The organism is Paenibacillus sp. 2TAB26, from assembly GCF_052115145.1.
In the GTDB taxonomy this organism is placed as follows: Bacteria; Bacillota; Bacilli; order Paenibacillales; family Paenibacillaceae; genus Pristimantibacillus.
Genome location: NZ_JBFRGC010000025.1, coordinates 72,861 through 99,740, shown reverse-complemented (window position 1 = coordinate 99,740; position 26,880 = coordinate 72,861). Strand labels below are relative to the sequence as shown.

Sequence of the window (26,880 nt, the reverse complement as noted above, 5' to 3'; positions counted from 1 at the left end):
CAAGAATTCAATCAGGGCCTATCCGCGAGGGTAGGCCCTTTATTAGAAAGCTAAGTTTCAATTTTATAAGTAAGCTTATAAGTTAATATGCTGCTTGGTAATTTTACTTATAAAAATTTGACTCTACTACCGCTTACGCTCAGAATATAAGTAGTAGTTATTGGAGCTAAAGGAGCCTGCATATGAGTATTATAATTGTAGATGATAATGCTACTAACCAGATTATTATTAAAGCTATTTTAAATAAAGAAGGTTATAAAAATTTGAAAATCGCGTCCTCTGCAAAAGAGCTTTATACGATGCTGGACATTGATTGTACGCTATCGACTGAATCAAACGTAGATTTGATTTTGATGGATATGATGATGCCGGAGATTGATGGCTTAGAAGCTTGCAAACGAATATTGCAGGTGGAGCGCTATAAGGATGTACCGATTATTTTTGTTACTGCGCTCGGCGATTCCAGCAAGATGGCGGAAGCGCTTGATGCCGGTGCCAGTGATTACGTGATGAAGCCGATCAACAAGATGGAGCTGCTCGCAAGGATTCGATCTGCTTTAAGGCTCAAGCGAGAAATTGATTGGCACAAAGAAAGAGACAGGCAGATTAAAGCAAAGCTGGAGCTAGCCAAGAAGGTGCAAAGAAATGTATTAAGCCAGCCGATCAACGATGATCATGTGGCGATAAGCGCTGTATATCAGCCTTCTTCGGAGCTTGCGGGCGATTTTTACGCATGGTACCCGATTGATGAGAATCGTTACGGCGTTATTTTGCTGGATATGATGGGACATGGCATTTCTTCTTCACTGGTTTGCATGTATATCTCCTCGGTGCTTAAGGATACAATTACGCATATTACCGATCCAAGTCTTGTTATGCGCGAGCTGAATCGGTATATGAACCAGCTGTATAAGAAGGAAGAACTGCTAAATTATTATTTTACCGCCATTTATTTAGTGCTGGATACGAATAAGCGGGTCATTGAATATGTAAATGCCGGACATCCTCCGGGAAAAGTGCTAATTGGCGACGAGACAACCTTGTTGACTGCAGGCTGCTGTGCGATTGGGTTGTTTGAAAATATAGACATCCAAAAGGGCAGCATCTCTTACGAGGATCATATGAAGATCGTTCTTTATACGGATGGATTAAGTGAATCTCTTGGAGATAAAGAAGAGGATAAGCTTAATAGGCTTGTCGCACAGCTAATAAAAAAAGATGCGAGTGAGCATGCAGAAATGGTCAGTGCGTTTTTATCGGAGCATGCGAGTGTCAGCCAGAAGGACGATATATGCTTAGTCATGATTGAAACCAAATAAATTTCCGGCTTGGAGATATCATTATATTTTAAAAATAAATGTTTAACCTGTTTCAAAGCAATCCGAACGGTTTATATGTAAGTATAAGCAAAAGGAAGCTCAACAATCCCGCATAGGAGGGAGATAATTATGAGGACGTTTATTCTTATTGGTTGTTTAATCGGAGGTATATTCGCATACACGGGAGATATTGGACAGGTCACCGCAACGTATTCGCCAGTGACTGCTTCAAGCCCAGTGAAGGCGATAAAGGCTGAGGAAGCAACTCATGAAATTGTAATCGCTTCTGTATCTCCCTCTACTGTAACCGAAGTTACCTATGCAGCAGAATCAACACCGGTTGTGAAGGCAAAAAAACCAAAATTTACGCTTCAAACGGTTAACGGCATCACGCTTTATGATGATCCAAGCCTTGTGATTCAGAAACTGGGTAAACCAAAAAGCAAAACGGCAGACCCGGATTTAACCGATCTGATCACCTATGAATACCCGAATATGAATGTCATCTTTAGCGGTGAGTTCATACAATCTGTTGAAATGGCGGAGAATACCAAAACGCTGCTGATTGATGGAAGTGAAGTTGCAGCGTCAGTAGATGCTGTAAAGGATGCGTTAGGGGAACCCGATTATGTGACGGAGGACGGTATCGTATTCGAGCGAGATGAAGCCTTATTAAAGCTTTTCATTGATGCGGATACGCAGAAGCTGACGTCCATTCATTACTTCCACAGCTTCTCTATGTAATAAATCGCTTGTACAGCTTGTACAAGGAGAAGGATCTTGATACTATTTATTAAACAAAAGTGAGCGGAGTGAATGGAATGAAAGCTGAGCAATTTCAAGTCAAGCAAGAAGAGACACAAAATCAAATTATTCTTCATGTAAGCGGAGAGTTGGACTTATCTGTAGTGCCGCAGCTGCGGGCAGCTCTGGAGCCGGTTATGAACCGCGAAGATAAAGCATTGATTCTAAATCTTAAACATTTAAAATATATCGACAGTACCGGAATCGGCATTATCGTTTCGGTGCTAAAACTTCGTGATGAGCTAAAAGCACCGTTTTTCGTGCGGGATATTCCTTCCGCGGTTAAGCGTCTGTTTGACATCACAGGCATTTCAAGATATTTAATAGAAGGGACAGAGGCCCAAGCATGAATGCCATTCGTTTACAAATACCGGCCCATGCGGACTATATCGATCTGGTCAGAATCTGTCTATTCGGAATTGCCTCAAAGATGAGTTATGCATATGAAGAAATGGAAGATATGAAGGTGGCTGTTTCTGAAGCCTGCAACAACGCAGTTATTCATGGCGTTCAGAACTCCGAGCAAGAGGTTATCGACGTTTCCTTTGAACCAACTGAATCCGGATTAACGATCAAAGTAAAGAACAGTGGATCAGCTTTCCCTTTATCGGATGCACTCGATAAAGCAGCTCCGCTCCCTGAAGCCGACGTTAGCGGGCTTCGGGTCGGAGGCCTAGGCATTTATTTAATGCAGGCGCTGATGGACGAGGTAGAGGTTCATCCATTGGAGAATGGAACGGAAGTCGTCCTAACCAAATATTTGGATGCAGCAGCAGAGGCTTAGTGTGATTTAGGTTACAAAAACATAAAAAAAGCGGTGCAGGAATATTTCCTGCACCGCTTTTTTTTTTGATTCTGATCTAGATCTGTTGGATAATTTCCCATTGACTTCCAAGTGTATTACATGCATAATACGCTTATGAAGTGTATTATGTGCGTAATACACATTTGCGATGAATGTGAGGTATGACTATGAACACGATTGAAGGCTGGACGGAAGTTGCGTTCAATAATCGGGACCCTGTTTATTTGCAGGTGGTCCGTCATTTTAAAGAACGAATCGCAACGGGCAAGCTTGCCGCTGGCCAGGAAACTCCCTCGAGAAGGGAGCTGGGCACGCTTATGAAAATTAATCCCAATACGGTACAGAAAGCGTATAAGGAAATGGAGGAGCAGCAATTGATTATTACGGAAGGAAACTCACCTAGCYGAATTACGAATGATAAAGAACTGCTGAATCAAATAAGATCGGAGCTTATTGGCGAGGCGGTAGGTGCTTTTGTGGCGTCGGTGCGCAAAATTGATGTACCTATCGAAGAGCTGCTACAGCTGGTTAAAAACAAATATGAGGAAGGTGAGCCGGAGCATGATTGAGGTAAAAGATATACATAAGCGGTATCGACGCCGCGATGTTCTGAGTGGCGTTTCTTTTACCGTGCAAAAGGGARAAATCGCTTGCCTTATCGGCGTGAATGGAGCCGGTAAGTCAACGATTCTGAAGGCAATCATGGGACTGACTCCTATATCAACAGGCTCGATCCTTATTGATGAACAACTTTTAAGTCCAGGCTTGTATGAGAAAATAGCGTTCGTGCCCGATCATTTGACGATGCCAACCAGCATGAAAATATCCGAAGCGATCAGGTTTATGGCTGACTTTTATGAAAGCTGGAATCCAAAACGCGCAAGTGAGCTCATGCAGTTTTTTAAGCTGGAGTATTCGGATAAAATCGGGAACCTGTCGAAAGGAACAGCCGCTAAATTCAATCTCATGCTGGGGTTAGGACAAGATGCTGATTATATCTTAATGGACGAACCGTTTTCCGGCATTGACTTGTTCAGCAGAGAAACGATAGTGGACGTGTTTACGAGTGAATTGATTGAGGGGCGTGGCGTTTTGCTCACAACGCATGAAATCGGAGAGATGGAGCAGCTCATTGATAAAGCTATTTTATTGCAGAACGGAAAAATTAACCGGGAGTTCTACTGCGAAGAAATGCGCAGCGAGCAAGGGAAATCAGTCATTGATGTGATGAGAGAGGTGTACCGAGGATGAACCGTTATTTGAAGCTTGTTCATATGGAAGTACATCGTTTCCGCTGGGTGCTCGCTATTCTAATGGCAATTGTTGCGATTACCCAATTTGCTTCGCTCATTTGGGCGACGACCAAAGAATTGTCATTTCGAGAAAAGCTGTTGTTAGAGACCGTAGACAAAAGTCTCCTGGGTGGTTTTTCTCCTCAATATTTATCGTTTGAATGGGCTATTTTCAGCTCGCAGATGGGTTATATTTTGCCGATGTTCCTTAGTATAGGTGTACTTGCCTTATATGTTTTTGTTATCTGGTACCGTGATTGGTTTGGCCGTTCTACTTTTGTATATCGATTGCTAATGCTGCCAACGGCTAGAAGGAATCTTTATTTAGCCAAAATATCGGCATTTCTCCTGTTCGTTCTTGCGTTTATTTCGTTTCAATTACTATTGCTCCCGATTCAGCATATCGTATTCAACCTCATCGTTCCGGCTGATCAGCGAATAGACTCCCATATCGTTGAAGCGATCATCAGCAATCAAGCACTTGTATGGCTTATTCCGCAGCAATTTGAACAGTTTGTTTATTTATACGGCTTTGGAGCCATCGTTGTAGTCGCTGTGTTTACTGCCATTTTGCTGGAGCGAAGCTATCGCCGTTTAGGCATTTTGTATGGCGTGCTCTATTTGGCCGGTTGTGTGTTCGTTGTGGCAGCTCCATTTTTATTTTTGTATATGGATCAGTACTATAGTTATTTGTATCCCTATGAAATATTTGCGCTTGGGCTAACCCTGTGCATTCTTGTGCTCGGCATTTCAGTGTGGCTCGGCATGCGGCTGATGGCCAAAAAGATTACGGTGTAAGGAGAATGTTCATGAGACGTTATTGGTTATCGATCTTAATGGTTGTGCTCGTTGTAAGCGGAATAGCCACTTATTATTCATATGGCAGATTAGATTTCTTGCCTGATTATAAGCTGGAAACGATACAAGGCGATGCCAAGGAAGGCGCTGATATCGAATTATCAGGCTCTCAATATTTAGAGAGACGCTCCGAAGCTCTAAATATTAATTTCAAAGGAAGCGAATATTACAGGTCGAACGAAAATATGCGTAAAAATGTGCTTAGCGGAGACTCATGGTTCTATAAGCAGCCTGACATTAAGCAAATGATAAAAGATCATAAGTCATTTATGCGGGGTAAACTTAATGCACAAGGCTTTTACAGAGACGAGGAGTGGGTTGTCTATGCAGAAGTTAAAGCAGAAAAAAAGGGCTCAGAAGCCGCAATTGCGGTATTTCAGCTGCAGCTGCTTGAAGAATCAACAGATAAAGTATCGAAGCTTAAAGTGACTTATGAGCTGCCGAAAGCTGTGAAAACGACAAGAGTGAACAATTTCAGCAATAATTATATGAATTTAGTGGATGTTCAAAAGGTAGATGAAGAGATTCATTTGCTCGTCAGTACATATGATTACGACAACGAGAGCAGCAGCTACGAGATATTTGTCATCGATATGAAAAGCGGGAAGCTGCTGCGTAATACGAACATCGAGTCACTGGGCATCAAGTCCACAAGTAATAAAAAAGATGTTCAAATCCAAATTGGGCATATGGGGGATTCAAGTGGCCAATACAGTTCTCCTTTCGAGAAAATAATCTTTATTGTAAGGGAAGAGAAAATTCGCCAAGAAGATCGAGAAGCGAACAAGGTACCAGAAACGCTAAGCGAGAAATATTTTGCTTATTCCTACCGTACGGGCTTAATGACTGAATTGACTAATTTAGTGATTAAGGAAGCGTGGACGAGCCTGCAAGGCGATGAGTATTATGTAGCAAAAAGTGGACCTGAACACATCACCTTATCGCGGTATCATTTATCAACTAATAAATTCGAGCAAGCTTATGCCAAATTATCCGCAGAACAGTTGAACGTAGACGAGATCAAATTTCTGTTGATTAACTCAAATCGTGTATACGTTATGACTCAACATGCAGATGTTGCCGGAGCATCTGTGCTCGATCTTGCAACAGGGGAGTTGCTCTATACTGGCCGTGTTGTTGAAATCGGCAATGGCAAGCAAACACCAGAAGAATTAAAGGAGAATTTACATTTAAACAATATGGAAATTGTCGGAAAAATAAATGGATGAGGAAATGTTATGAGCAGAGCCATTCTAACACCTTGCAAGCTCCAGCAATTAAAAGGAGTTGAGCCATACGCCTATCAGGTTGCTCACTTTATTTTGCAAGATGCATATCTCGCTGAAGAGGCAGCAAAAGCTGCTTTATTGCAATTATGCCTTGCTCTCAAGCCATTCGAGGGAACGGCGGAGGAGCTTCAATGCCTAGCGAAAAAATTAACGATTAGCGCCTCGATTAAAGCAGCAGGTTCGGTTTCGATTAGCCGATAGGAGACAAACGAAATCATCCATACGTTAAAACGAAAAGAGCCAAAATCCTTAGGAAAGGATTTTGGCTCTTATTTGTTTCGTGAGCTGAAGCAGCTTTAGCTAATTACTTATTTTGCGGAAAATTCGTTCTGACTGATTAAAATCCTCGTATTTGATTTTATGAACCGAGATTAGTGATTCCATATTGCCTAGTGCCAAGAAGCCTTGTAGAGCGAGGCTTTCAAAAAACAAAGTATGAACACGGCTTTGCAGATCCGGGTCAAAATAAATGAGAACGTTCCGGCACAAAATAACATGAAACTCATTGAAAGAACGATCCGTTGCCAAGTTATGCTGGGCAAACATCATATTTTCTTTGATATAAGGATGGAATAAGGAATGCTCATAATCAGTCGTATAATAAGAGGAAAATTCTTTTGTACCGCCAGCCTGCAAGTAATTTTTGGTGAATCCTTGCATTCGTTTGAGCGGGAACTTCCCTTGTTTTGCACTCTCGATAACATGCTCATTCATATCCGTTGCATAAATCTTCGCTTTATCCAGCAAGCCCTCCTCTTGGAGCAGGATAGCCATTGAATAAACCTCTTCTCCAGTCGCACAGCCCGCATGCCAAATGCGAATTTCAGGAAGGTTCCTAAGAAAAGGAATAACATCCTTGCGGAACGCAGCAAAGAAATTTGGATCACGGAACATTTCCGTTACTCGTATGGAGAAATCATTAAGCAATATATGAATAAATCCAGGCTCATGGAGCACCTTCTCAAGGAGAGAGGTGATCGTGGGCAAGCCTTCAAGATTCATTCGATGCGTAATGCGTCTGCGAAGCGATGAACGCAAGTAATTGCGGAAGTCATAACCATAGACGCGGTAAATACCGTCCAATAACAAATCGATTTCGATTCGTTCCAGATCATCGAGCGTTAATTCATTATAATCTACAGCTTCTTCATTTCCTTGACTGGTCAATTGCCCACCTGCTTCGTCAACCATACCCGCATGAGCGAGAAAAGCTGGTCCATATTTAGAGGTTTGCTAATATAATCGGAAGCACCGGCTTCTAAACATTTGTCGCGATCGCTTTTCATCGCTTTCGCCGTAAGCGCAATAATTGGCGTATCCTTCATTTCGGTATCCTGACGTATGATTTTCATCGTTTCAAATCCATCCATAATTGGCATCATAATGTCCATGAGCACAATATCGAAGTCGGATTGTTCTTTTATAATGTCCAAGCATTGTCTACCATTGCTTGCCACGGTTACGTTAAATGCTTTGTTCTCAAGCGCTTTGACGAGAGCGAATACATTACGGGAATCATCCTCGACGAGCAGTACCTTTTTCCCTTTAAATAAAGTGCATTCATCTTCCGATAAGTCAGAAATGTTATGATCATCGGCAATATCAGGTGAGGCATCGATGACCACAGTTTCTGAAGCTGCTGCAACCTCTTGATTAAGGGATACAAGCTGTTCTTTCTCCATATCAGGCAGACTTGGTACGTAGAGAGTAAAAGTACTCCCTTTTTTTGGCGAGCTTTCAAGGATGATACTGCCGCCCAGAAGCTTAGTAAATTCATTGCAAATGGATAAACCTAAACCTGTTCCGCCATATTGACGATTCGTTTCGCCATCGACCTGCTGGAACGCTTCAAATATTAGCTGCTGTTTATCCAGTGGAATGCCTATTCCGGTGTCGGTTACAGATATGGCCAAAACGTCTTTATTTATATGTGCTGGTACAAGTTTTTGTACTTCATGCGAGCCAGCCTTCTGGATGTCGAGAGTAACTGATCCTTTTTCCGTAAATTTAAAAGCATTGGACAGTAGATTTTTCAAAATTTGCTGCAGCCGCTGACCATCTGTATAAAGCAATTGAGGTACATTAGCATTGACGTTAATATGGAAAGCTATTTCTTTCTGCTCAGCGACAGGTTGGAATAGCAGCTTCATATGTTCAGGAATTTCACTTACGTTTACTTCATCCATCGTCAAGATGAGTTTTCCGGCTTCGACTTTAGACAAATCAAGAATGTCATCTATTAGCGTTAATAGATCTTTACCGGATGTATTAATGACTTTAGCATACCCTTCTTCATCCGAATTAAGCGTATGGTTCTCATTTTCCGCAAGGAGTTGAGAGAGAATTAAGATGCTGTTTAATGGAGTACGAAGCTCATGCGACATATTAGCCAAGAAATTGGATTTGTACTGCGAGCTTTGTTTAAGCTGCTCCGAATAGGCCTCGAGCTCTTCTTTTGCTTTTTCCAATTCCTTTGTTTTCTGTTCGGCAAATAGATTCTGTTCCTCTAAATGCTCGGTAGTCATGCGCATTTCCTCTTGCTGCATCTGAAGCTCTTCAGACTGTGTCTGCAGCTCCTCGGTTTGCGTTTGAAGCTCCTCCGTCATCACTTGCGATTCGCTAAGCAGCCTCTCGATTTCCATTCGGCCAACAACGCTGTTAATCGCAACGCCAAAATGAGTATCGATTTGCTCAAGCAGCTTTAAGTGCTGAGAAGTGAATGACTCGGTGGAAGCAAATTCAACGACAGCTACTACTTTGCCTTCATACTCGAAAGGCACGATTAGGATGCTCTTAGGCTGAAGCGTTCCAAGACCCGAGGTTAAGTTAATTCGATGCTCTGGAGCCGTGTTCAACAAAAACGTACGTTTCTCCACTGCCGCTTGACCGATAAGGCCTTCGCCCAATCGGAAGCTTTCTAGTCCTGACTGATCGCCATGGGCTGCATAGGAAGCCATTTTTACAAGTCTCTGCTGCTCGCCTGCACCTTGGCGGAGATAAAATAAGCCATAGGCTGCACCTAGAATTGGAGCAAGCTTCGTGAGAAAAGAATCTGCTAGCGTTGATGTATCATTAATGCCTTGATTCATCGTTGCCACCTCGGCAACTTTTGTTTTGATCCAATCTTGATCGTTTATATTATCAAGCAAACTATTGGTAGCTTCAGCGAGATCTTTAATTTCATCTCTTGTATTTACTTTAATACGAGTGGATAAATCCCCTCCGGAGGATGCGATATCGTTTATCGTCTTCACAACCTGTTGGATCGTTTTGACGATTGCGCCGGAAACAAATGAAACGATGATGAAAGCAATAACTGACACGATAAGCAGCATGAGATACAAGCTAATAATCAGTATGTCATTTCGATTTTCCAATTCAGCAATATGCTCTTTCGTTGAAGTGATCTCATTTTGTCGCAAGGTTTCTAACTGTATCCGAAGAGAATCAATTTGGTCTTTTCCAATATCGTCATTATAGAAATCAATAATACCTTGCGTATCGTTATTTTTGCGCATGGTTAAAGTAGGCTCACCGGCAATTTCGATCCAATTTTGTATGGTCAGTTTTATTTCTTCCATACTTTTGAGAGTAGTTGGATTATCGGACAAATACTGGTACAGTGCGTTATAGTTGGCTTCCCATTCGCTTTTTCCACGAATATAGGGCTCTAAATAAAGGTCATTGCCCGTAATCACATAACCGCGCTGGCTAGTCTCCATGCTTACGACATTATAGCGAATACTGGTAATCAAATTATGCACTTCGATATCTCGACTTGTAATTGACTCAATTTCTGTTTGTAAGGATGATATTCTCTCGCTGACGACAAGGATAGAAACGCCTAAGCAGAGTATGATCAGAAAATAGCCGAGTAAAATCTTTGAGCGGATTTTGAAACGTAAATTACCCAATAGAATAAACTCCTTTATATGAAAGAATTCTAGTAACAGTCTCTCTTTATTATAGCATGAATGAGTGCATAGAATATTCCTGCCTCTTATATGAGAAAAACCGCTTATTGTTTCAAAGAATGAAATAGCGGGTATGTAATGAAAAAAAGGAAGTGATGACCGATGGATCTACTTATGCAAATCAGTATTGCGGTTATAGCGATTGCTTTTCTTGTTCTCTTGTATTCACTAATTCAAACGTTGAAAGTATTGCGAGGTGCACTTGATGAAATGAGGCAAACCGTTGGCTCGCTGCGAACTGAAGTGACTCAAATTAGCGTTGAGGTGAAGGAGGCTATTCATAATACGAATGCAATGACACTTGATGTACGAACGAAGCTAAGCTCGCTCGATGTGTTGTTCGCATCCGTCAATGATCTTGGTCACGCCTTGCACTCATTTACTGGAGCGGCTAAGGAATCGGCAGCAAGCGTAGTTGCTTCAATAAAAGGTGAAGGCAAGAAGAAACCAGCATCTGAACCTAGCTTAATAAGTACGATATATGATGGTGCAATTTCCACAATAAGGATATGGAATAAAGTGAAGAAAATATAAGCTATAATAGGAACATAGAAGAGAGGACAGAAGCGACTATGAACTCATTCATTCGTTTATCGATTCCGGCGAGAGCAGAATTTATTGATATTGTTAGACTTACATTATTTGGCGTTGCGAACAAAGCAGGTTTCTCTTATGAGGAAATTGAAGATATGAAGGTTGCTGTAACCGAGGCTTGTACGAACGTTGTACTCCATGCATACAGCAATAGCCAGCCTGGTGTAGTGGATATTAGCTTTGAGCTTGAGGAAGAGGGGCTTTCTATTCGTATCAAGGACGAGGGTACGAGCTTTAAATATGAGCCATCCGCAAGCAAAACCGAGTCTCTGCACAATAAAGAACTAAGTGAAGTAACGGCTGGTGGACTTGGGCTGTTTATGATGCATGCATTGATGGATAAAGTGGAAGTGTTTTCTGAGAGAGGCACTGAGGTAATTTTGACCAAGCTATTTGGTAGGAAAGAGGAGATGGCATGAACGCAAATTCATCCTTCCTGGATCCAGAACATATGATTGAAAAAATAAAATTGTATCAGCAATCGAATTGTAATGAAGTTGCAACCGTATTGCTGCAGCATTTTGAGCCCATAGTGAAGATGGCAGCTGCAAAGATGTCGCGCAGCAGACCAGATCTCTATGAGGATTTATACCAAGTCGGTCAGTTGTCTATGCTGCGTTTATTTAGGCAGTATGACAGCTCGCGTGAAATCCCGTTTGAGGGATATGCAATGAAGAGCATTATAGGGCATTTGAAAAACTATTTGCGAGACAAGTCTTGGTATATCCAGGTGCCGAGACGGATTAAGGAAAAAGGCTTGCTGATTCAGCAAGCCATCGATCACTTAACCGTTGAGCTCGGCCACTCGCCCAAAATGGAAGAAATTGCGGTTCATTTGGGGCTTTCGGTGGAAGAAACGATAGAGATACTTTCTTGCCGCGAATCCTATCATTATGTATCGCTTGATACTCCATTATCAAGCGAAGGGGAAAGCGCTGCTACTATAGGCGATCTAATTGGCTCAGACAAGGACGATTATCAGAATGTTGATAATCGTCTAGACTTGGAGGAGGCGATGGATCAACTGAAAGCAGAGGAGAAGAAGGTACTTATTCTTGCTTATCATAATGGTCAATCTCAGCGTGATATAGCCGATCAGCTTGGCGTATCGCAGATGAGCGTTTCTCGCATACAAAAGCGGGCGATTGAAAAGCTGAAGGTACTGCTCGCAGATCATAGCGCTGAATTTGGAATGTAAAGCACTTTTATTAATTTTTAATATATTAAAAACCCCCTTTCCATCTTGATGGAAAGGGGGTTTTTGTTATAAGCCTTATTGTTATTGAACCGGATCGGGTACCATGCCATTCTCAATGACTTGTGCATTGGTTTCCATGTTCTCCATATCCTCGCCAAGCTTAATCATCTCTTCTTCTGTAGGTGCCATTGAATTTGTAGTTGATTCAAGCTCGTCTTTCATTTCATTACCTCCCAGTTGTTGCAAGTCCATCCTTGACATCATCTTTAGCAGAGGAAATGGAATCCATAATATGCTGATTTGATTTTTTGGCGTGATCTACCAAGTCGCCAGCTTCCTCTTTGATATTAGTTGCTATATCCTTCGTGTTTTGTCCGACGGCAGCAGCTAAATCCTTTGTATTATTTCCCACCGTAGTGGCAATTTCCTTTGTCTTTTCGCTAATCGTCTTGAACTTGTTGGAGAGATCCTCCCGCAGGTTTGCACCTGTTTTTGGTGCGAACAGCAGAGCTGAAATAGCACCGATAGCACCTCCTACAATTGCGCCAATCAATACGCCGTTACTAGAGTTTTCTCGTGACATTTGTCATCTCTCCTCGATTTGTATTTGTCGATCAAGTTGATCAACGTTGTTTGAATTTCTTAGTTATATATAAACGAAAACAAACGTTTTGAAACAAATCAATAAGGAAACTATTGACAATTAAAGGGAGACGATGCTACGATTTGTTTCGATTTCTCACTTACTTGCTAGGAATTATGTGATATGAACGGTTGAGTAAATCGATTGCATGGAATAATTTATATAAAAAGATTGAGAAGGAGGGCGTTTATATTTAGTAAGATGAAAAATTAGAAGTAGCTTTAGAAAAGTTTTTAAAAATAATATATTTATTCTCTTAAATTGGTTAATTATTGAGTTAATTATTCCGATAAAAAAATTGCCTGCCTATTTCACCTATGTAGAAACTCGCAAAAATAGAGAGATAGAGGAGAGAAATCATGTTTAAACGAGTGGAGAATGAGCTGGAGCTGGCTATGTTTAACGGCATTTGGACAACCGTCTGGATGGAGAAAGGTTTTGAACTTGAATTTTCTGAAAACACTCTTGAGAGATTCGTCATTGTGACAGAGGAAGGACATTATGTAGGGACATCTGAAATTAAGCCCTATTGCTTGACTTCAAGCTCCATTAACGATGCAGGTCCGTTTCAAACGCATCCGAAAATTATTGAAGCAGGCGACGCTGTAGCTGAAATTGACAAAATTGCACTGCTCCGATCCTATAGAGGAAGGCATATCTCAGATTTGCTCTCGTCGGCAGTCTACATAGCAGAGAAGCTGCAGCTGAAATATTTTGTCTCGTTGCTTGAGCCGAAATTTATGAGGGCACTTCGTATTTCATATCAAGTACCATTAGAAAAAGTAGGAGAGAAGGTGTTCTATAAGGGAGATGACGTCATTCCCGTATTGTTCGATATGGAAAAGATGTATTGCAACAAAAATAGTTATGAATGGCTCGTCTATCCGCAAGAAGCGGTTTTGGCTGCAAACGGTGCAGGAGGAACTGGACGTACCGTTTAAACGTATGAAAACATGAGTTAACACAGAAAAGGCGGAAATGTCATGAAAAAAGAATTAACAGAACTAGACAAACGGAATCGATTGTTAATAAAAATCCTGTGGAGTTTGCTTGCTCTCGGGATCGTTACAGATCTTGCTATTGGGCTTGATGCAAAGATGGTTCTTCTTCTTGCGGGAGTCGGTATATTTTTGTGCGGTGCAGCTACTTTCATGACATACCGTGGCATTTTTACACAATTTATTAAATTTTTTGTACCCTTTATATTGACCATTATCGTTACTTTATTAATCGTATCGGATCCGAATCCTATTGTGAGCACGTACTTTTTAGTTTATGTAAACCTCGCAATCATTACTCTTTACGCAGACTATAGACCGATTATTTTGACAGGTGTTTTGGGAGCCGCAGTAAGCACATATTTATTTTTTGATCCTGTGCTGCAGCCTAAGCTATTCCCAAACGAATCGCTTGTTTATTTATTTTTGTATCTCTTATTTGCTACGGTTGCGCTCGCATTCTCAGCCGGCTTCAGCGGCAAATTGCAGCGGCAGGTAACAGACAAGCAGCGGGAAGCTTTAGCTTCTAAGGATATGGCAGAGGCGCTGCTCGCTAAACTAAACTCTTCTATTATTGTATTAACGGAGTTCAGCAGCAGCCAGCAGCTGACGGTTCGTTCCACTGGAGAAATATCGAAAGAGGTAACGGCAACGTTCTCCGAAATGTCGGCTGCGATTGAGAAGCAGACAGGGACTATTATGAACATTAGTGAATCCTCGCAGGTCATTGATACTTCGGTTAAAACGCTTTTGGAAGGTACGGAGCAGCTGAAGCAATTTTCTACGGTTAATGCAGATTTGACGGAGAACAATCGGGAGAAAATGGCTGTGTTATCGTCAGAGGTAGAAAGTGTTCGCTCTATCATTACACATACCGTGGACATGATGATTGAACTCAATGAGCAAAATGATCGTGTAAGCTCAATTGTAGAAACGATTAGTACGATTGCTGAGCAGACGAATCTACTTGCGCTTAATGCTGCGATTGAAGCAGCTCGCGCAGGCGAGCACGGCAGAGGTTTTGCTGTCGTATCAGGCGAGGTGCGCAAGCTTGCAGATAATGCGAGAGCGGCGACGAATGAAATATCTGAAATTTTGACGGGTATTCGTTCACAAATCAGTGCTGTACACGCGCAAGTTGAAAGTGGCCAAGCAGCAGTGACGACGAGCAGAGATGTATCTTTGCAGGTTGAGAAGCTTATTGATCAGATAAACGAGAATACGGAGCTTGTGAAAAGGCATTCTGATTCAGTTGGCAGCTCTGCCAATGAACTGCATGAGCGTTATGCGAGCATGTCGAGTGAAATGCTCAATATCGCAGCTACTACGGAACAAAATATGGCTTCTGTTGAAGAGGTTCATGCCAGCATGGAAACACAGGATATGAAGATTCATACGATGGTAGAAGAATATGCTCAGCTTGATCAATTGCTTTCAGAGCTTAAGCAAATGGCGGCGAAGCATTAAGCTGATTTATCATAACATCATTCGTTTTATAGAAAACGTCAATAGAAGGAGTACTGCTTACCTCGAATGGGGTTGGCGGCTCCTGAAATGGCGTTTTTTTTTGCTAGTTTTATATGAATATGGATGAATAATTAACGGACAAATATGGAATCACAAACCTCTGTTATCGGTGAGCAGATAATGGAGTGATTTTGTGTACTAAATGATTTCTAAATGTTTATTACTTAGGCTCATGGCATGATAGCCATTATAATTACAAGAACAATGAAATGGTGGTTATAGCCGTTGAAGGAGATAATATATGATTGATTTTTTTCGTTTTGATACAGATGAGAATAGGATATCACTGCTAGCTCGAGCGAGGAAAGTTGCGTTATCGGCACTGCAAGAGTATGACTTGGAATGGGTGAGCATTCGATTTATTCAGCTGTCGGACACAATCACGTATAAAATTGAGACAGATACAGCGGAAAAATATTTGCTTCGAATTCATTCGGATCGACTCAGCATAGAGGAAATTCGTTCAGAGCTTGCTTTGCTTCAGGCCTTAAATAAATCGGAGGATTTGCATGTGCCAGAAGCGCTGGCAAGCTGCAGTGGCGCTTATGTTTTGCAGATCGGTACGGAAGCGGGCTATCGTCGTCCGTATGTTACTCTGATGCGATGGGTAGATGGCGAGCACGCTAGCGGGGAGTTTTCGGATCATACGGTTCATCTTATGGGTGTCATGATGGGGAGGTTTCACAAAGCAACTGCAAATTTTGTCCCGCCTTCTGATTTTGTTCGTCCTGTTTGGGGAGCAGAGAGCTTTAGTCGTCAAATGGCTAAGCTGGAACAGTATTATGGATGTTTTTTATCGGGTGAGGCATGGAGATCGTATCAAGCAGCGGCTGAGAAAATCATATCGGAACTGGCTGTAATGGAACGCAGCGGTGATAACTACGGACTCATTCATGCGGATTTGCATAGCGGCAACATCGTTTTTAACGAGAATCTGCCGTATCCCATTGATTTTGGCAGATGCGGTTTTGGTTATTTTCTGTACGATATGGCAGGCTCGCTATTAGAGCTTTATCCGAAGCATCGCTGGCTGTTTATTCAAGGCTACGAAAGTGTAAGAAAGCTGGAAACGGACTATGTTAAGAGGCTTGAATGTTTTTTCGTCATGTTCATGATCGAGAATTATTGCCATCATGCCTCAGACCCAAGAGAAACAGCCAGTTTAATTGCAGAACAGCCGTATGCTCAGGCGTATATAAGAGATTATTTAAACGATACACGGTTTTTATTCCAAGTTATCGAACCTGTGGAAATCGATAGAACAGCTATTTTAGGGAGGAAGGAAAATGGAGAGTGAAGGTGAAAATATGATTTTCGTCCCATAAAGACTGATTGTTGTGAAGTCCGTGCGCTGCGCGGGCTTTTTTGTGAATGGAGCGAAGCATCAAAATAATAAAACAGATAAGGCAATTGTGAAACATTGTAAATTAAATAAACGTTTAATACTTATCTAAGCAAACAAGGCGGTGTTTAATTGGAGATAGTCAAACATTTTTTTCTTTGGATTTTTATGATTATATTGTTTGTTGCGGCAGCGGTGGTCTTGGAATTATTCGAGGGGAGCAAAATTATGACAACCGAATATTATGGTCTCCGTAATATCGGGCTGACGTTCGTTTTGCTGATGGTTGTTTACGCTTTCCTTTTTTATCCGATTACATTGCTACCCATCTCTTTGGTTGTTCATAAGCTGGTGAAATCATTAATGATTAAGGCTTCAATCTATATCCTGTTTGGTGGATTGGTGGGCGTATATATGTTTCATTATTTATATGATAATTTTGTCTCGGGATACGAGTTGAATAGAAATAGCTCTATTATAATATTTGCGGTTGTGGGTTTGTTATATGCCCTAGCAGAAAATATGCTGCACCGCCGAATGAGGGAATGATATGGAAACATGTTTTTTGTTGACTGGGAAGCCGCGAGTAGGCAAATCGACTGCCATTGTACAGCTTATTAACCGAATAGGCGCTGAGCATGTTGGAGGATTTTATACGGAAGAAATACGGAGCGAAACGGATCGTATTGGATTTAACTGCGTAACATTGGATGGAGTAAGCGAAAGAATAGCAAGTGTAGATAGTACAAGTTCCATAAGAATAGGAAGATATGGCGTTGAATTAGAAGCTTTTGAGAATTTAGCTCTAACGTCAATTAGACATTCCTTGAAGACGAAGAAGGTAACGGTTATTGATGAAATTGGCTACATGCAAATGTTATCGGTACCTTTTCGGAAAATGGTCTATGACATGGTTTCAAGCTCGCAGCATCTCATCATAGGCACGATTTGCTTGGATAGCCATTCCGAAATTGACAAGATAAAGGAGCTGCCAGGCATCAAGCTGTACGTTATGAATGAAGAAAATAGAGAATTAACAACAGAGGCATTGGCGAACGATCTTTTTAGGGTGTTGTAGGTGGTTCATTGTACGATAAAGAAGCTTCCTAATCCACGTTCTAAGTGGGTGGGGAGGCTTTTTTTGAATGGGCAGATTTGCTCGATAATGAGTATGTGTAAGGTTAATCGTGTTTTGAGTAATCGTATCTTCTAACAGGAAAAACTCCTGTTAATTTCTCAGTTTATACGTCAAATGCTCAATTAACAGGAAAATCTCCCGTTAATTTTGCGAAATTAGCTCTAATTCAGGAATATGAAGAAAATTAACTGGAGAATTTCCATGTAATTAGTTAAATTAGACTCTTTTTGATGAATTAACAGGAGAAATTCCAGTTAGTGTAGGGATTCATGTAACAATTGAAGGGATTTACGTGTGAAGAATCGATTTAGTAAAGGGTTTGGGTAACATTTGCGTGAATCCCGCGTAAAAAATTGAGTTAGTGTAGGGATTCTCGTACCAATTGAGGGGAAATCCCGTGTGAAGAATCGAGTTAGTATTGGGAGTTTCGTATTATGGGGAAATTCATACGAAGAATCCAGTTAATTAAGGATTTAGGTAATAAATTAGTGAATTCAATTTGAAAATTTTCAGTTGGCGTAGGGAGCTTAGTAACGAGTGGCGAAGCAAGCTTGACCTTGGCAGCAGCGAAAGCGTGGCGCCAATTTGTAAAAAAGAGTCGTGGAAATTAGACGGATAAGTGTTGACGGATGGAAAACATCATGTTAAATTTAATTTATCCTATTGAATTAGTCGGAAATGAATAATGACAACTTGCATCGTCATTCATGGCAATGGTTTCGCTGTATTTGATTGCAAGTCGCGCTCGCTAGAAAACTGGAGGCGCATGCCAACCGAATGCCGAATCGGTTGTCGTGCGCCTTCTTTTTATTCAAAGGAAGAGGAGATGGGGATAGTGAGTCATGTTGGTTTTGGAGCTAATGCTCAGTCACTTGAGCAGCAATACAGTAAAGAGGTTGCCGATGCAAGAAGCCCTGATTATCCTGTACACCCGCTTATTCTGAATCGATGGTCGCCAAGATCCTACTCGGATCAGCTTGTGAGCGATGAAGAGCTTTATACGGTTTTGGAAGCTGCAAGATGGGCGCCATCGTCCAGCAACTTGCAGCCATGGAGATTTTACGTGGCAAGGGAAGAAGCCGAGCATGAGCAGTTCCGCAAGTTCATTGTGCCTGGCAACCGCTTGTGGACAGACCACGCACCCGTGCTGCTGCTTCTAGCTTCTGAAGCGGTTAAGCAAGATGGCAATCCGAATGTGTCGCATGCTTTCGATACAGGAGCTGCTTGGGCAACTTTGGCGCTGCAAGCGAGGCTGCTTGGTCTATCGACTCGTGCCGTTGGAGGATTTGACCGAGCGGAAGCACGCAAGATTTTAGAAGTACCTGAACATATTGCACTGCATGCCGTCATCGCACTCGGTCATCGGGGAGGACTTGATACGCTCGATGAAAAGTTTCGCGATAAAGAAATTCCGAATGGGCGTCGCCCCTTGGCTGAGAGTCTACTGGAGATTAAGGTAGATTAAACGGCTAATCGCATTTCTGGAAACCTGTGTGACCATGCATTTGGTTTGATGGCACTTATACATTTAGTTTGAAAACACTTATAAATTTGGAGAGGATGTTGAATATGTCCAGAACGGTTGAGGTTGCTGATGAATGGTTAAAGCGAATACAGGATCAATTGGCAGGCGTTCAATATGGCATCGTTCAAATTACGATTCATAATGGTCAAATTGTACAAATTGATCGGACGGAACGCAGCCGTTACGAGGTGGAGAAGCTGCCATCGGCTGCTCGCAAGCAAAGATAACCGTTTATAAGTGGAGAGGATGCGTATGAAGAAAGATAGGAGCTCCAGTTTATATGAATGGCCGGATCTTGCCTTTCATCATTACTGCTTGCAAATGTATCGGCTGAACCGTGGTGTCTACAATACCATTGATCAATGGCTGTATGACAACGGTTATGCTGGAATTAAAGGCCGGCGGAAGATGATTATTCAGTTTCTAGATCACATGATCAAGCTGCAGGCGGAAGAAGGCCATAAGTATTTATCTTTTGGCAAAGGAAATTTGGTCGCTCAGCTTAGCCAATTTGCTGCTGAACACGAAGTTCCGGTAATAAGAGCATTGGCCGCATACTAATAATGAATATATTCGACCGGAAAACCGGAGACATTTTGCAAATGCAAAACCTGTCTCCGGTTTTTTTTGTACAAAATTTGAGGAGGATAACGAACATGGAATATCGTAAATTGGGAAGAACAGGGCTAAAAGTATCTGAGGTGAGCTTAGGTACGATGGCGTTTGGAAGATGGATTGATGAGGAGGCATCTGCTGGAATTTTGGATGCCGCGCTGGATCATGGCATTAACCTCGTGGACACTGCTAATGTATACGGGGAAGGCGAGTCGGAACGTATACTGGGCAATTTGTTAAAAGAAAGGCGTCACCAAATTGTGCTGGCAACCAAAGTTCATGGCCGCGTAGGCGAAGGGGTAAATGATTCTGGGCAAAGCCGTTATCATATTTACAAGGCTGTTGAAGACAGCTTGAAACGGTTGAAAACCGATTATTTGGATCTGTATCAGGTACATCGATTTGATCCTAATACACCCCTTGAAGAAACGCTTCGAGCTTTAGATGATCTGGTGCGTCAAGGGAAAGTAAGATACATAGGCGCTTCAAATTTTGCTGCATGGCAGCTTGCGAAGGCTCACGGTATAAGCGCGCTGCACAGCCTGCATCGCTTCGAAAGTCTCCAACCGGAATACAGCATCATTTCGCGTGAAATTGAGAAGGAAATTATACCTTTTGTGCAATCGGAGCAAGTTGGCGTTATCGTTTATAGTCCGCTTGGCAGAGGAATACTCTCTGGCAAGTATCGGGTTGGAGAAGCGCCGCCTGAAGGATCACGGCTTGCGGCAGGCGAGCAAAGGCTGGAGGAGCTTTTGAAGAAAAATGCAATTCCAGTTGCTGAGGCAATTAGACCTTTGGCGGAAGAAAAGGGTCTTACTCAAGCGCAATACGCATTGTCTTGGGTACTGAGTCGTCCTGGCATTACATCGGCAATTCTAGGCGCTTCGAAGCTTGAGCATATTACGGAAGCTGCAAAAAGCTGGGATGTTAAACTAAGCGCTGAGGAACTGGCGAAGGCCGATGAAGCAACCTCCAATTTGGAGCCGGCAAAAGAAGCCATTCCGAGCTAATTCTATAATTAAATACATTCTACCGTATCAATGGAGGATATCAGAGCAGTGCGTGATATCCTCATTTTTTTATCAAGTTCGGATGGGAGGCGGTAAGCATGGCGGGAGTAACGATTAATCATCTATACAAAAGATATGGCAAAGACAAACACGCGGTAGTGCAGGATTTTCAGCTGGAAATTAAAGATAAGGAATTTATCGTTTTCGTCGGTCCTTCCGGCTGCGGCAAATCGACGACATTAAGAATGATTGCGGGGCTTGAAGAGATCTCCGAAGGCGAGATTTATATTGGAGAGCAGCTCGTCAATAAGCTACCTCCAAAGGACCGTGATATTTCGATGGTTTTCCAGAACTATGCCCTTTATCCCAATCTAAGTGTATATGAGAATATTGCGTTTGGACTGAGGATGCGCAAGCTTCCGAAGCATGAGATCGATTTGGCGGTAAAAAATGCTAGCCGAATTCTGGAGATTGAGCCTTATTTAAATCGCAAGCCAAAGGAGCTGTCGGGCGGTCAGCGCCAGCGGGTGGCGCTTGGCAGAGCTATCGTGCGTGACCCAAAGCTGTTTTTGATGGATGAGCCGTTGTCTAACTTAGATGCCAAGCTTAGAGTAACGATGCGTATGGAAATAACGAAGCTGCACAAAAAATTAGGCACAACGTTTATATTCGTTACGCATGATCAGGTCGAAGCGATGACGATGGCGGACCGTATTGTCGTGATGAAGGGCGGCGTCATTCAACAATGTGATACGCCGGAGCTGATCTACTCCAAACCTTCGAATACGTTTGTTGCGAGCTTCATAGGTTCTCCTCAAATCAATTTCATTCATGGACGCGTGCAGGAGAATCCGCAGGGGCGATTAGAGTTTCATACGAATCGTTTTCAACTGAAGTTAAATGAAGTGATGGAGGATATTTTACGCAAAAATAACCAACTAAACAAATCGGTGATATTAGGTATAAGGCCGGAAAATGTGAAGCTGGAAGGCTTGTTCTCGGAGACGATCATTACCGGAATCTATAAGGACAATGAACTTATGGGCGCTGATCGTTTTCTTTATTTAGACATCGGACAGGAGAAGCTGCTCATTGCACGCGTCGATCCCGATAATCGTTTTGCTGAAAATGAGAAAGTGAAGGTAGAGCTTGATATATCGAAGGCTCATTTCTTTCATAAGGATACGGGTGAAAGATTTACAGAATGATCGGTATTTGCGAAGGAGGGAGGCGGCTTAACCTTTATGAATAAGAAACGGAAATGGCTTGTCTATGGTGCCAATATTGTTATTGCAGCTTGGCTGCTTAATGGTGGAGCGGCAGTAAACTCTGAATCTGGAGCTAAAACCAATAAGGTCGATTATGACAAGCTCGTAACTACATTTAATTATGAGGTTGATTCTTATTTTAGCGAAGCGCTGGCAGCATGGCAGGAGAAGGGGCTGAGCAATGCAACAACTTCGATTCAGCTGGATGCAGCGAAGCCATCTCGTGTATCGAATGAAGAGGAGATCAAAGCAGGCGATTACGACGGTAAATCAAACATACTGATTTGGAATACAAGGAACACAGGATGGGTTGAATATCAAGTTGACGTTGCAGAGAGTGCGCTGTATGAAATCCACGTTTCTTATAACCCTCTGAAGGATGGAAGAAAGGGACCGATCGGGTGGGAGGTAACGATAGATGGCCAAAGGCCGTTTAGGGAAGCCTCTTCCATATCCTTATATCGGACATGGGAGGATGTGCGCCCTATTCTGAAAAACTCAGACGGCGATGAAATTCGTCCTCGTTCGATTGATGTGTCGGGCTGGAGCGAGAAGCCGTTAACGGATTCAGGAGGGGCATATGCGCAGCCTTTGCAATGGCATTTCGAACAAGGAACGCATACCATTCGATTGCAAGGGTTTGACCCCGTTGCGCTTGAGCGAATTAAGCTTGTTCCGAGCAAGCAAATACCTGATTATGCTGAAGTTAAGGCTGCGTATGCCGATACGCCTTCTCTTGCGGGCGATGTATTGACGATTCAAGCGGAGGATTTTACGAGCAAAAATGATACGGCAATAAAGCTATTTTCGGATAAAAACTCACGCACGCTGCCGCGTTATACGGGAAGAATTATTTACAATACGGTTGGCGGTCCACGCTGGCTTGAACAAAATCAGGAAATCTCATGGTCGTTTGAGGTGCCGGAGAGCGGCTTGTACAAAATAGGCTTTCGCGCTCTGCAAAATACGATAGCTCAGAAAACCTCCTACCGGGTCGTTCGAGTGGATGGAGAGGTACCGTTTAAGCAATTTTTAGCGTATGGCTTTCCTTATTCTACTGGTTGGAACGGAATGATTTTGCAGGACGAAAAAAAGAATCCGTATTTGCTAAAGCTTGAGAAGGGCCAACATACGTTGTCGTTAGCCGTCACACAATCGCCTATTAAGTCTATCGTTGTGGATGTCGAGAAGCTGATCGCTCATTTGGATGCAATTGATTGGGATTTGCGTACCATTACAGGTTCGAGCTCGAAGAAGACCATTGACCGCAATCGTACGTGGAACATGGAGCAGGACTTCCCAGGGATGACTGACAAGATGGCGCTGGCAGCGGATGTCATGGAGTCACTGTCGAAGCGGGTAGTTAAAGCGAACGGCAACAAAGATTCAATCAGTCAAGGACTCGATACATCAGCAAAGGATTTGCGAGCATTGCTTAAGAAGCCTGAAGAAATTCCTTATCAGGTCGAAGAGATTTCTTCGATGAGAGAGAAATTCGGTACTTTTATCGATACACTGCTAAAGCAATCGCTGCAGCTGGATGAGGTTTATATTATTCCCGAGAAGACGGATGCTCCGAAAATGGAAGCTGGTTTTTTTGGCCGGCTATGGGGCAGCGCTCAAAACTTTATTTACTCTTTCGATGCGAGGGACAGCCTAAACGATTTGGATGACAAGAAGCTGAACATTTGGGTTCAGCGCGGCAGGGATTATGTGGATCAGCTGCAGCAGCTTGCTGATGAGTCGTTCACGCCAGAAACAGGCATTGAGGTAAAGGTGAACCTGCTTCCAAATGCTGAGCTTTTGCTTATGTCTAATGCAGCTGGCGTGCAGCCGGATATTGCCCTTGGCTTGACGCAGGATTTGCCAGTCGATTATGCCATTCGCGGTACGCTGCAGGATTTAAGCAAGTTTGAAGATTTTGATCAGTTGTATCCGAAGTTCAGTCCGGGATCATGGCTGCCGCTGCACTACGATGGCGGTTATTATGGCGTGCCGGAAACGCAGTCGTTCCAAGTTCTCTATTATCGCAAGGATATTTTGAAGCGTATTGGAGCTGAAATTCCCGAGACATGGGAGGACGTTTATCAGCTATTGCCTACGCTGCAGCAAAACTTCATGAACTTCTACGTAAATCCGAAGGAGTTTACGCATTTTTTCTATCAAAACGGCGTGGAGTTTTATGAACCCGGCGGTGTGAAATCATGTCTCGATGGTCCAGAAGCATATCGTGCCTTCAAGCAGTGGACGGATCTATTTAATACATACGCTGTGGAGCGGGAGGTGCCGAGCTTCTATCAGCATTTTCGCAGCGGAACGATGCCAATCGGCATATCGGATTACAACATGTATGTTCAGCTTTCGGCTGCTGCACCTGAACTGAATGGACGCTGGGGCATCGCACTTATTCCCGGTACGAAGCAGGCGGACGGATCGATAAGCCGCTGGGCTGGCGGAGGGCAGCGCACGGGTGTCATTTTTGACAAGTCCAATAAAAAAGCAGAGGCATGGCAATTCCTGAAGTGGTGGTTGTCAGCTGAGGTGCAGGAGCAATATGGCTCTGACTTGGAAGCGGTCAATGGCGTCGCTTTCCGCTGGAATACGTCCAACGTGGAAGCCTTCACGCATCTGCCGTGGAAAAAGGAGGATGCTGAAATTATTTTGAACCAGTGGAAATGGTATAAGGATATTCCGAATGTGCCCGGCGGATATTTCTTGGAACGCGAAATTCATAATGCATGGAATCGATCCGTTGTTGGAACGGCGAATTATATGTCCTCCTTGGAGCAAGCCGTTCGGGACATTAACCGCGAGCTTCTAAGGAAGCAGCAGGAATTTGGCTACATTAATGAGCGAGGCGAACAGGTGAATAAGCTGGACATTCCTATTGTCGATCAGCCTTGGGAAGGGATTGATCGTTATGTGGAGTAGATTATGGTCGTATCGCATTTCGTATTTGTTTATCGCGCCGTTTCTTATATGCTTCGCTCTGTTTATTGTTATTCCGATTCTTGCGGCGGTAGGCTTAAGCTTTACCTATTACAACGGGATTGAGCCTCCTCGCTTTATTGGCTGGAGCAACTTTCAGTATTTGATCGCGCAGGATCTGCTGTTCCTAAAATATGCGCTGCCCAATACATTTAAGTTTGCTGTCATTGTTGGTCCCGGCGGTTATGCTGCCGCCTTCCTGCTCGCATGGCTTATTTCACGGCTGAGCGGCGGCGTTCGCAAGTGGGTGGCGCTTGCGATGTATACGCCATCGCTTACCGTTGGCATAGCGATGACGATTATCTGGCTTCCCTTGCTGTCGGGCGATCGCATTGGCTATTTGAACAGCTTTCTATTAAAAGCAGGCCTTATCGACGTGCCAAAGCTATGGGTGACAAGTCCAGAGTTTCTTATGAACTCGATGATTGTCGTCACATTGTGGTCGAGCATGGGTGTAGGTTTCCTAGCGATGCTGGCAGGTATTCTTAACGTGGATACGATACTTTATGAGGCAGGAAGAATCGACGGCATCAAAAACAACATACAGGAGCTATGGTATATTACGATTCCGTCCATGAAGCCACAGATGCTTTTTGGCGCCGTAATGGCGATCGTTACGACCTTTAAGACCGGATCCATTGGTGTTGAGTTATCCGGTCAAAACCCGACGCCCGAATATGCCGGGCATTTGATCGTGAACCATATTAACGATTATGGTCTCATCCGTTTTGAAATGGGTTATGCGGCGACGGTTTCGGTGTTTCTTCTTATATTTATGTATTTCGCGAACAAGCTCAGCTGGGGATTGTTCGGTACGAAGGAGGAGTAACAGCTGAAACAATCAAGCCTTGGTATAAAAATAAGCTTTAATCTGTTCATGCTTATCATATCCGTCATCATGATCTTGCCGATCATTTATATTTTTAATCATGCCTTCAAGCCTTATCATGAATTATTCGTCTATCCGCCTACCTTCTTTGTGAAGGAGCCGAACATTCAGAACTTTGTTGAGCTCTTTTGGGTAACGTCCAATTCAATCGTTCCGGTATCGCGCTATTTGTTCAATAGTTTGTTCATTTCGGCTGCGAGTGTTGTTGGCGTGACGACGGTGAGCGCGCTTTGCGCTTATCCGCTGTCGAAACATCCTTTTCCGGGCCGCGCATTCATCTTTGCTACGATTATTCTGATGCTGATGTTTACGCCGGAGGTTATTCAAATTCCGAGGTATTTGGTCGTCAGCCACCTTGGCATTATGAATACGTACTGGGGGCATTTGCTGCCCGTGCTTGCTTTGCCGGTGGGCGTGTTCCTGCTCAAGCAGTTCGTGGATCAGATTCCTGATTCACTGCTGGAGGCTGCACGAATAGACGGGGCAAACGAATTTATCGTATTTGCTCGAATCGTCATTCCGATGTGTATGCCGGCCATCGCGACCGTTGCGATACTCGCCTTTCAGAACTCTTGGGGCAACGTTGAGACATCAATGCTGTTCATGCAGGACGATGAAATGAAAAACTTTCCGTTTTTCCTATCGACATTGACCAATAACTTGGCGAACAATGTGGCGCGTCAAGGCGCGGCTGCTGTAGCAGCGCTTATTATGCTCGTTCCGAATTTAATTTTCTTTGTAATATTGCAAAGCAAGGTCATTTCGACAATGGCGCATTCCGGTATTAAATAAGGGGGAAATCGT

29 protein-coding genes are annotated in these 26,880 nt (G+C 43.0%); 25 read left to right on the top strand and 4 right to left on the bottom strand.

Going from position 1 to position 26,880, the window contains the following annotated elements; all coding sequences use genetic code 11:
• Positions 1-182: 182 nt before the first annotated feature.
• The 9 genes from AB4Z50_RS26405 to AB4Z50_RS26365 all read left to right on the top strand — a co-directional run bounded on the left by AB4Z50_RS26405 (position 183) and on the right by AB4Z50_RS26365 (position 6,568).
• Positions 183-1,319, top strand: coding sequence for a SpoIIE family protein phosphatase (locus AB4Z50_RS26405; protein ID WP_441883714.1), 1,137 nt, complete (start codon positions 183-185; stop codon positions 1,317-1,319).
• A 129-nt stretch (positions 1,320-1,448) separates the two neighbouring features.
• Positions 1,449-2,063 carry a hypothetical protein gene (locus tag AB4Z50_RS26400; protein WP_441883711.1) on the top strand — a complete coding sequence of 205 codons (615 nt, stop codon included), beginning with the start codon at positions 1,449-1,451 and terminating at the stop codon, positions 2,061-2,063.
• Between the two features lie 77 nt (positions 2,064-2,140).
• Positions 2,141-2,473 carry an STAS domain-containing protein gene (locus tag AB4Z50_RS26395; protein ID WP_076269057.1) on the top strand — a complete coding sequence of 111 codons (333 nt, stop codon included), beginning with the start codon at positions 2,141-2,143 and terminating at the stop codon, positions 2,471-2,473.
• Positions 2,470-2,907: an anti-sigma B factor RsbW gene (gene rsbW, locus AB4Z50_RS26390; RefSeq protein ID WP_441883708.1), complete on the top strand. Its 438-nt coding sequence runs from the start codon at positions 2,470-2,472 to the stop codon at positions 2,905-2,907. Before AB4Z50_RS26395 ends, rsbW (AB4Z50_RS26390) begins: the two co-directional genes overlap by 4 nt.
• A gap of 188 nt (positions 2,908-3,095) precedes the next feature.
• Complete coding sequence (locus AB4Z50_RS26385) at positions 3,096-3,497, top strand: GntR family transcriptional regulator (RefSeq protein WP_441883705.1); 402 nt, start codon at positions 3,096-3,098, stop codon at positions 3,495-3,497.
• Positions 3,490-4,179, top strand: a complete 690-nt coding sequence (locus AB4Z50_RS26380; RefSeq protein ID WP_441883702.1) for an ATP-binding cassette domain-containing protein — start codon at positions 3,490-3,492, stop codon at positions 4,177-4,179. The genes AB4Z50_RS26385 and AB4Z50_RS26380 overlap by 8 nt, the downstream gene beginning before the upstream one ends.
• Positions 4,176-5,018 (top strand): hypothetical protein, encoded by an 843-nt coding sequence (locus AB4Z50_RS26375; RefSeq protein WP_441883699.1) that lies wholly within the window; start codon positions 4,176-4,178, stop codon positions 5,016-5,018. Before AB4Z50_RS26380 ends, AB4Z50_RS26375 begins: the two co-directional genes overlap by 4 nt.
• 11 nt (positions 5,019-5,029) lie before the next feature.
• Complete coding sequence (locus AB4Z50_RS26370; protein WP_441883696.1) at positions 5,030-6,307, top strand: hypothetical protein; 1,278 nt, start codon at positions 5,030-5,032, stop codon at positions 6,305-6,307.
• Positions 6,308-6,316: 9 nt separating this feature from the next.
• Positions 6,317-6,568: a hypothetical protein gene (locus AB4Z50_RS26365; protein ID WP_430059564.1), complete on the top strand. Its 252-nt coding sequence runs from the start codon at positions 6,317-6,319 to the stop codon at positions 6,566-6,568.
• A 99-nt stretch (positions 6,569-6,667) separates the two neighbouring features.
• Here the strand turns inward: AB4Z50_RS26365 and AB4Z50_RS26360 are convergent, their stop codons facing one another.
• On the bottom strand, positions 6,668-7,558 hold the full coding sequence (locus AB4Z50_RS26360; protein WP_441883693.1) for a CheR family methyltransferase: 891 nt from the start codon (positions 7,556-7,558) through the stop codon (positions 6,668-6,670).
• The gene (locus AB4Z50_RS26355; protein WP_441883690.1) at positions 7,531-10,281 is read right to left on the bottom strand and encodes a response regulator; all 2,751 of its coding nucleotides are present in this window, start codon (positions 10,279-10,281) and stop codon (positions 7,531-7,533) included. The genes AB4Z50_RS26360 and AB4Z50_RS26355 overlap by 28 nt, the downstream gene beginning before the upstream one ends.
• A 162-nt stretch (positions 10,282-10,443) precedes the next feature.
• Between AB4Z50_RS26355 and AB4Z50_RS26350 the strand changes: the two genes are divergently transcribed.
• From AB4Z50_RS26350 to AB4Z50_RS26340, 3 genes are read left to right on the top strand one after another with little or no spacing between them, the layout of a single operon-like run.
• The gene (locus tag AB4Z50_RS26350) at positions 10,444-10,875 is read left to right on the top strand and encodes a DUF948 domain-containing protein (RefSeq protein ID WP_076269047.1); all 432 of its coding nucleotides are present in this window, start codon (positions 10,444-10,446) and stop codon (positions 10,873-10,875) included.
• Positions 10,876-10,913: 38 nt separating this feature from the next.
• The gene (rsbW, locus tag AB4Z50_RS26345) at positions 10,914-11,354 is read left to right on the top strand and encodes an anti-sigma B factor RsbW (RefSeq protein WP_076269046.1); all 441 of its coding nucleotides are present in this window, start codon (positions 10,914-10,916) and stop codon (positions 11,352-11,354) included.
• Positions 11,351-12,133: a sigma-70 family RNA polymerase sigma factor gene (locus AB4Z50_RS26340; protein WP_339204732.1), complete on the top strand. Its 783-nt coding sequence runs from the start codon at positions 11,351-11,353 to the stop codon at positions 12,131-12,133. The genes rsbW (AB4Z50_RS26345) and AB4Z50_RS26340 overlap by 4 nt, the downstream gene beginning before the upstream one ends.
• 81 nt (positions 12,134-12,214) lie before the next feature.
• Here AB4Z50_RS26340 and AB4Z50_RS26335 read toward each other — a convergent pair whose 3' ends face one another.
• Both AB4Z50_RS26335 and AB4Z50_RS26330 read right to left on the bottom strand, forming a co-directional pair.
• Positions 12,215-12,355 (bottom strand): hypothetical protein, encoded by a 141-nt coding sequence (locus AB4Z50_RS26335; RefSeq protein WP_339204731.1) that lies wholly within the window; start codon positions 12,353-12,355, stop codon positions 12,215-12,217.
• 4 nt (positions 12,356-12,359) lie between these two features.
• Positions 12,360-12,716 (bottom strand): YtxH domain-containing protein, encoded by a 357-nt coding sequence (locus tag AB4Z50_RS26330; protein WP_339204730.1) that lies wholly within the window; start codon positions 12,714-12,716, stop codon positions 12,360-12,362.
• Between the two features lie 419 nt (positions 12,717-13,135).
• Here AB4Z50_RS26330 and AB4Z50_RS26325 point away from each other — a divergent pair, with 419 nt between their 5' ends.
• From AB4Z50_RS26325 to AB4Z50_RS26265, 13 genes are all read left to right on the top strand, one after another.
• On the top strand, positions 13,136-13,717 hold the full coding sequence (locus AB4Z50_RS26325; RefSeq protein ID WP_441883685.1) for a GNAT family N-acetyltransferase: 582 nt from the start codon (positions 13,136-13,138) through the stop codon (positions 13,715-13,717).
• Between the two features lie 42 nt (positions 13,718-13,759).
• Positions 13,760-15,241: a methyl-accepting chemotaxis protein gene (locus AB4Z50_RS26320; protein ID WP_441883682.1), complete on the top strand. Its 1,482-nt coding sequence runs from the start codon at positions 13,760-13,762 to the stop codon at positions 15,239-15,241.
• A 301-nt stretch (positions 15,242-15,542) separates the two neighbouring features.
• Positions 15,543-16,598: a phosphotransferase enzyme family protein gene (locus AB4Z50_RS26315; RefSeq protein WP_441883679.1), complete on the top strand. Its 1,056-nt coding sequence runs from the start codon at positions 15,543-15,545 to the stop codon at positions 16,596-16,598.
• A 177-nt stretch (positions 16,599-16,775) separates the two neighbouring features.
• Positions 16,776-17,192, top strand: coding sequence for a hypothetical protein (locus AB4Z50_RS26310; RefSeq protein WP_076269040.1), 417 nt, complete (start codon positions 16,776-16,778; stop codon positions 17,190-17,192).
• Between the two features lies 1 nt (position 17,193).
• Positions 17,194-17,721 (top strand): nucleoside-triphosphatase, encoded by a 528-nt coding sequence (locus AB4Z50_RS26305; RefSeq protein ID WP_441883676.1) that lies wholly within the window; start codon positions 17,194-17,196, stop codon positions 17,719-17,721.
• A 745-nt stretch (positions 17,722-18,466) separates the two neighbouring features.
• Positions 18,467-19,246, top strand: coding sequence for a nitroreductase family protein (locus AB4Z50_RS26300; protein WP_441883673.1), 780 nt, complete (start codon positions 18,467-18,469; stop codon positions 19,244-19,246).
• A 104-nt stretch (positions 19,247-19,350) separates the two neighbouring features.
• The gene (locus tag AB4Z50_RS26295) at positions 19,351-19,533 is read left to right on the top strand and encodes a YezD family protein (protein WP_076269036.1); all 183 of its coding nucleotides are present in this window, start codon (positions 19,351-19,353) and stop codon (positions 19,531-19,533) included.
• Positions 19,534-19,558: 25 nt separating this feature from the next.
• Entirely contained in the window at positions 19,559-19,867 is a 309-nt protein-coding gene (locus AB4Z50_RS26290) for a hypothetical protein (RefSeq protein ID WP_441883670.1), read from the top strand.
• A gap of 95 nt (positions 19,868-19,962) precedes the next feature.
• Positions 19,963-20,931, top strand: coding sequence for an aldo/keto reductase (locus AB4Z50_RS26285; protein WP_441883667.1), 969 nt, complete (start codon positions 19,963-19,965; stop codon positions 20,929-20,931).
• A gap of 98 nt (positions 20,932-21,029) precedes the next feature.
• Positions 21,030-22,139 (top strand): ABC transporter ATP-binding protein, encoded by a 1,110-nt coding sequence (locus AB4Z50_RS26280; RefSeq protein ID WP_441883664.1) that lies wholly within the window; start codon positions 21,030-21,032, stop codon positions 22,137-22,139.
• 36 nt (positions 22,140-22,175) lie between these two features.
• Positions 22,176-25,130, top strand: coding sequence for an extracellular solute-binding protein (locus tag AB4Z50_RS26275; RefSeq protein WP_441883661.1), 2,955 nt, complete (start codon positions 22,176-22,178; stop codon positions 25,128-25,130).
• Positions 25,120-26,016 carry a carbohydrate ABC transporter permease gene (locus AB4Z50_RS26270; protein ID WP_441883658.1) on the top strand — a complete coding sequence of 299 codons (897 nt, stop codon included), beginning with the start codon at positions 25,120-25,122 and terminating at the stop codon, positions 26,014-26,016. The genes AB4Z50_RS26275 and AB4Z50_RS26270 overlap by 11 nt, the downstream gene beginning before the upstream one ends.
• A 48-nt stretch (positions 26,017-26,064) precedes the next feature.
• Entirely contained in the window at positions 26,065-26,868 is an 804-nt protein-coding gene (locus AB4Z50_RS26265; RefSeq protein WP_441883655.1) for a carbohydrate ABC transporter permease, read from the top strand.
• Positions 26,869-26,880 lie beyond the last annotated feature (12 nt).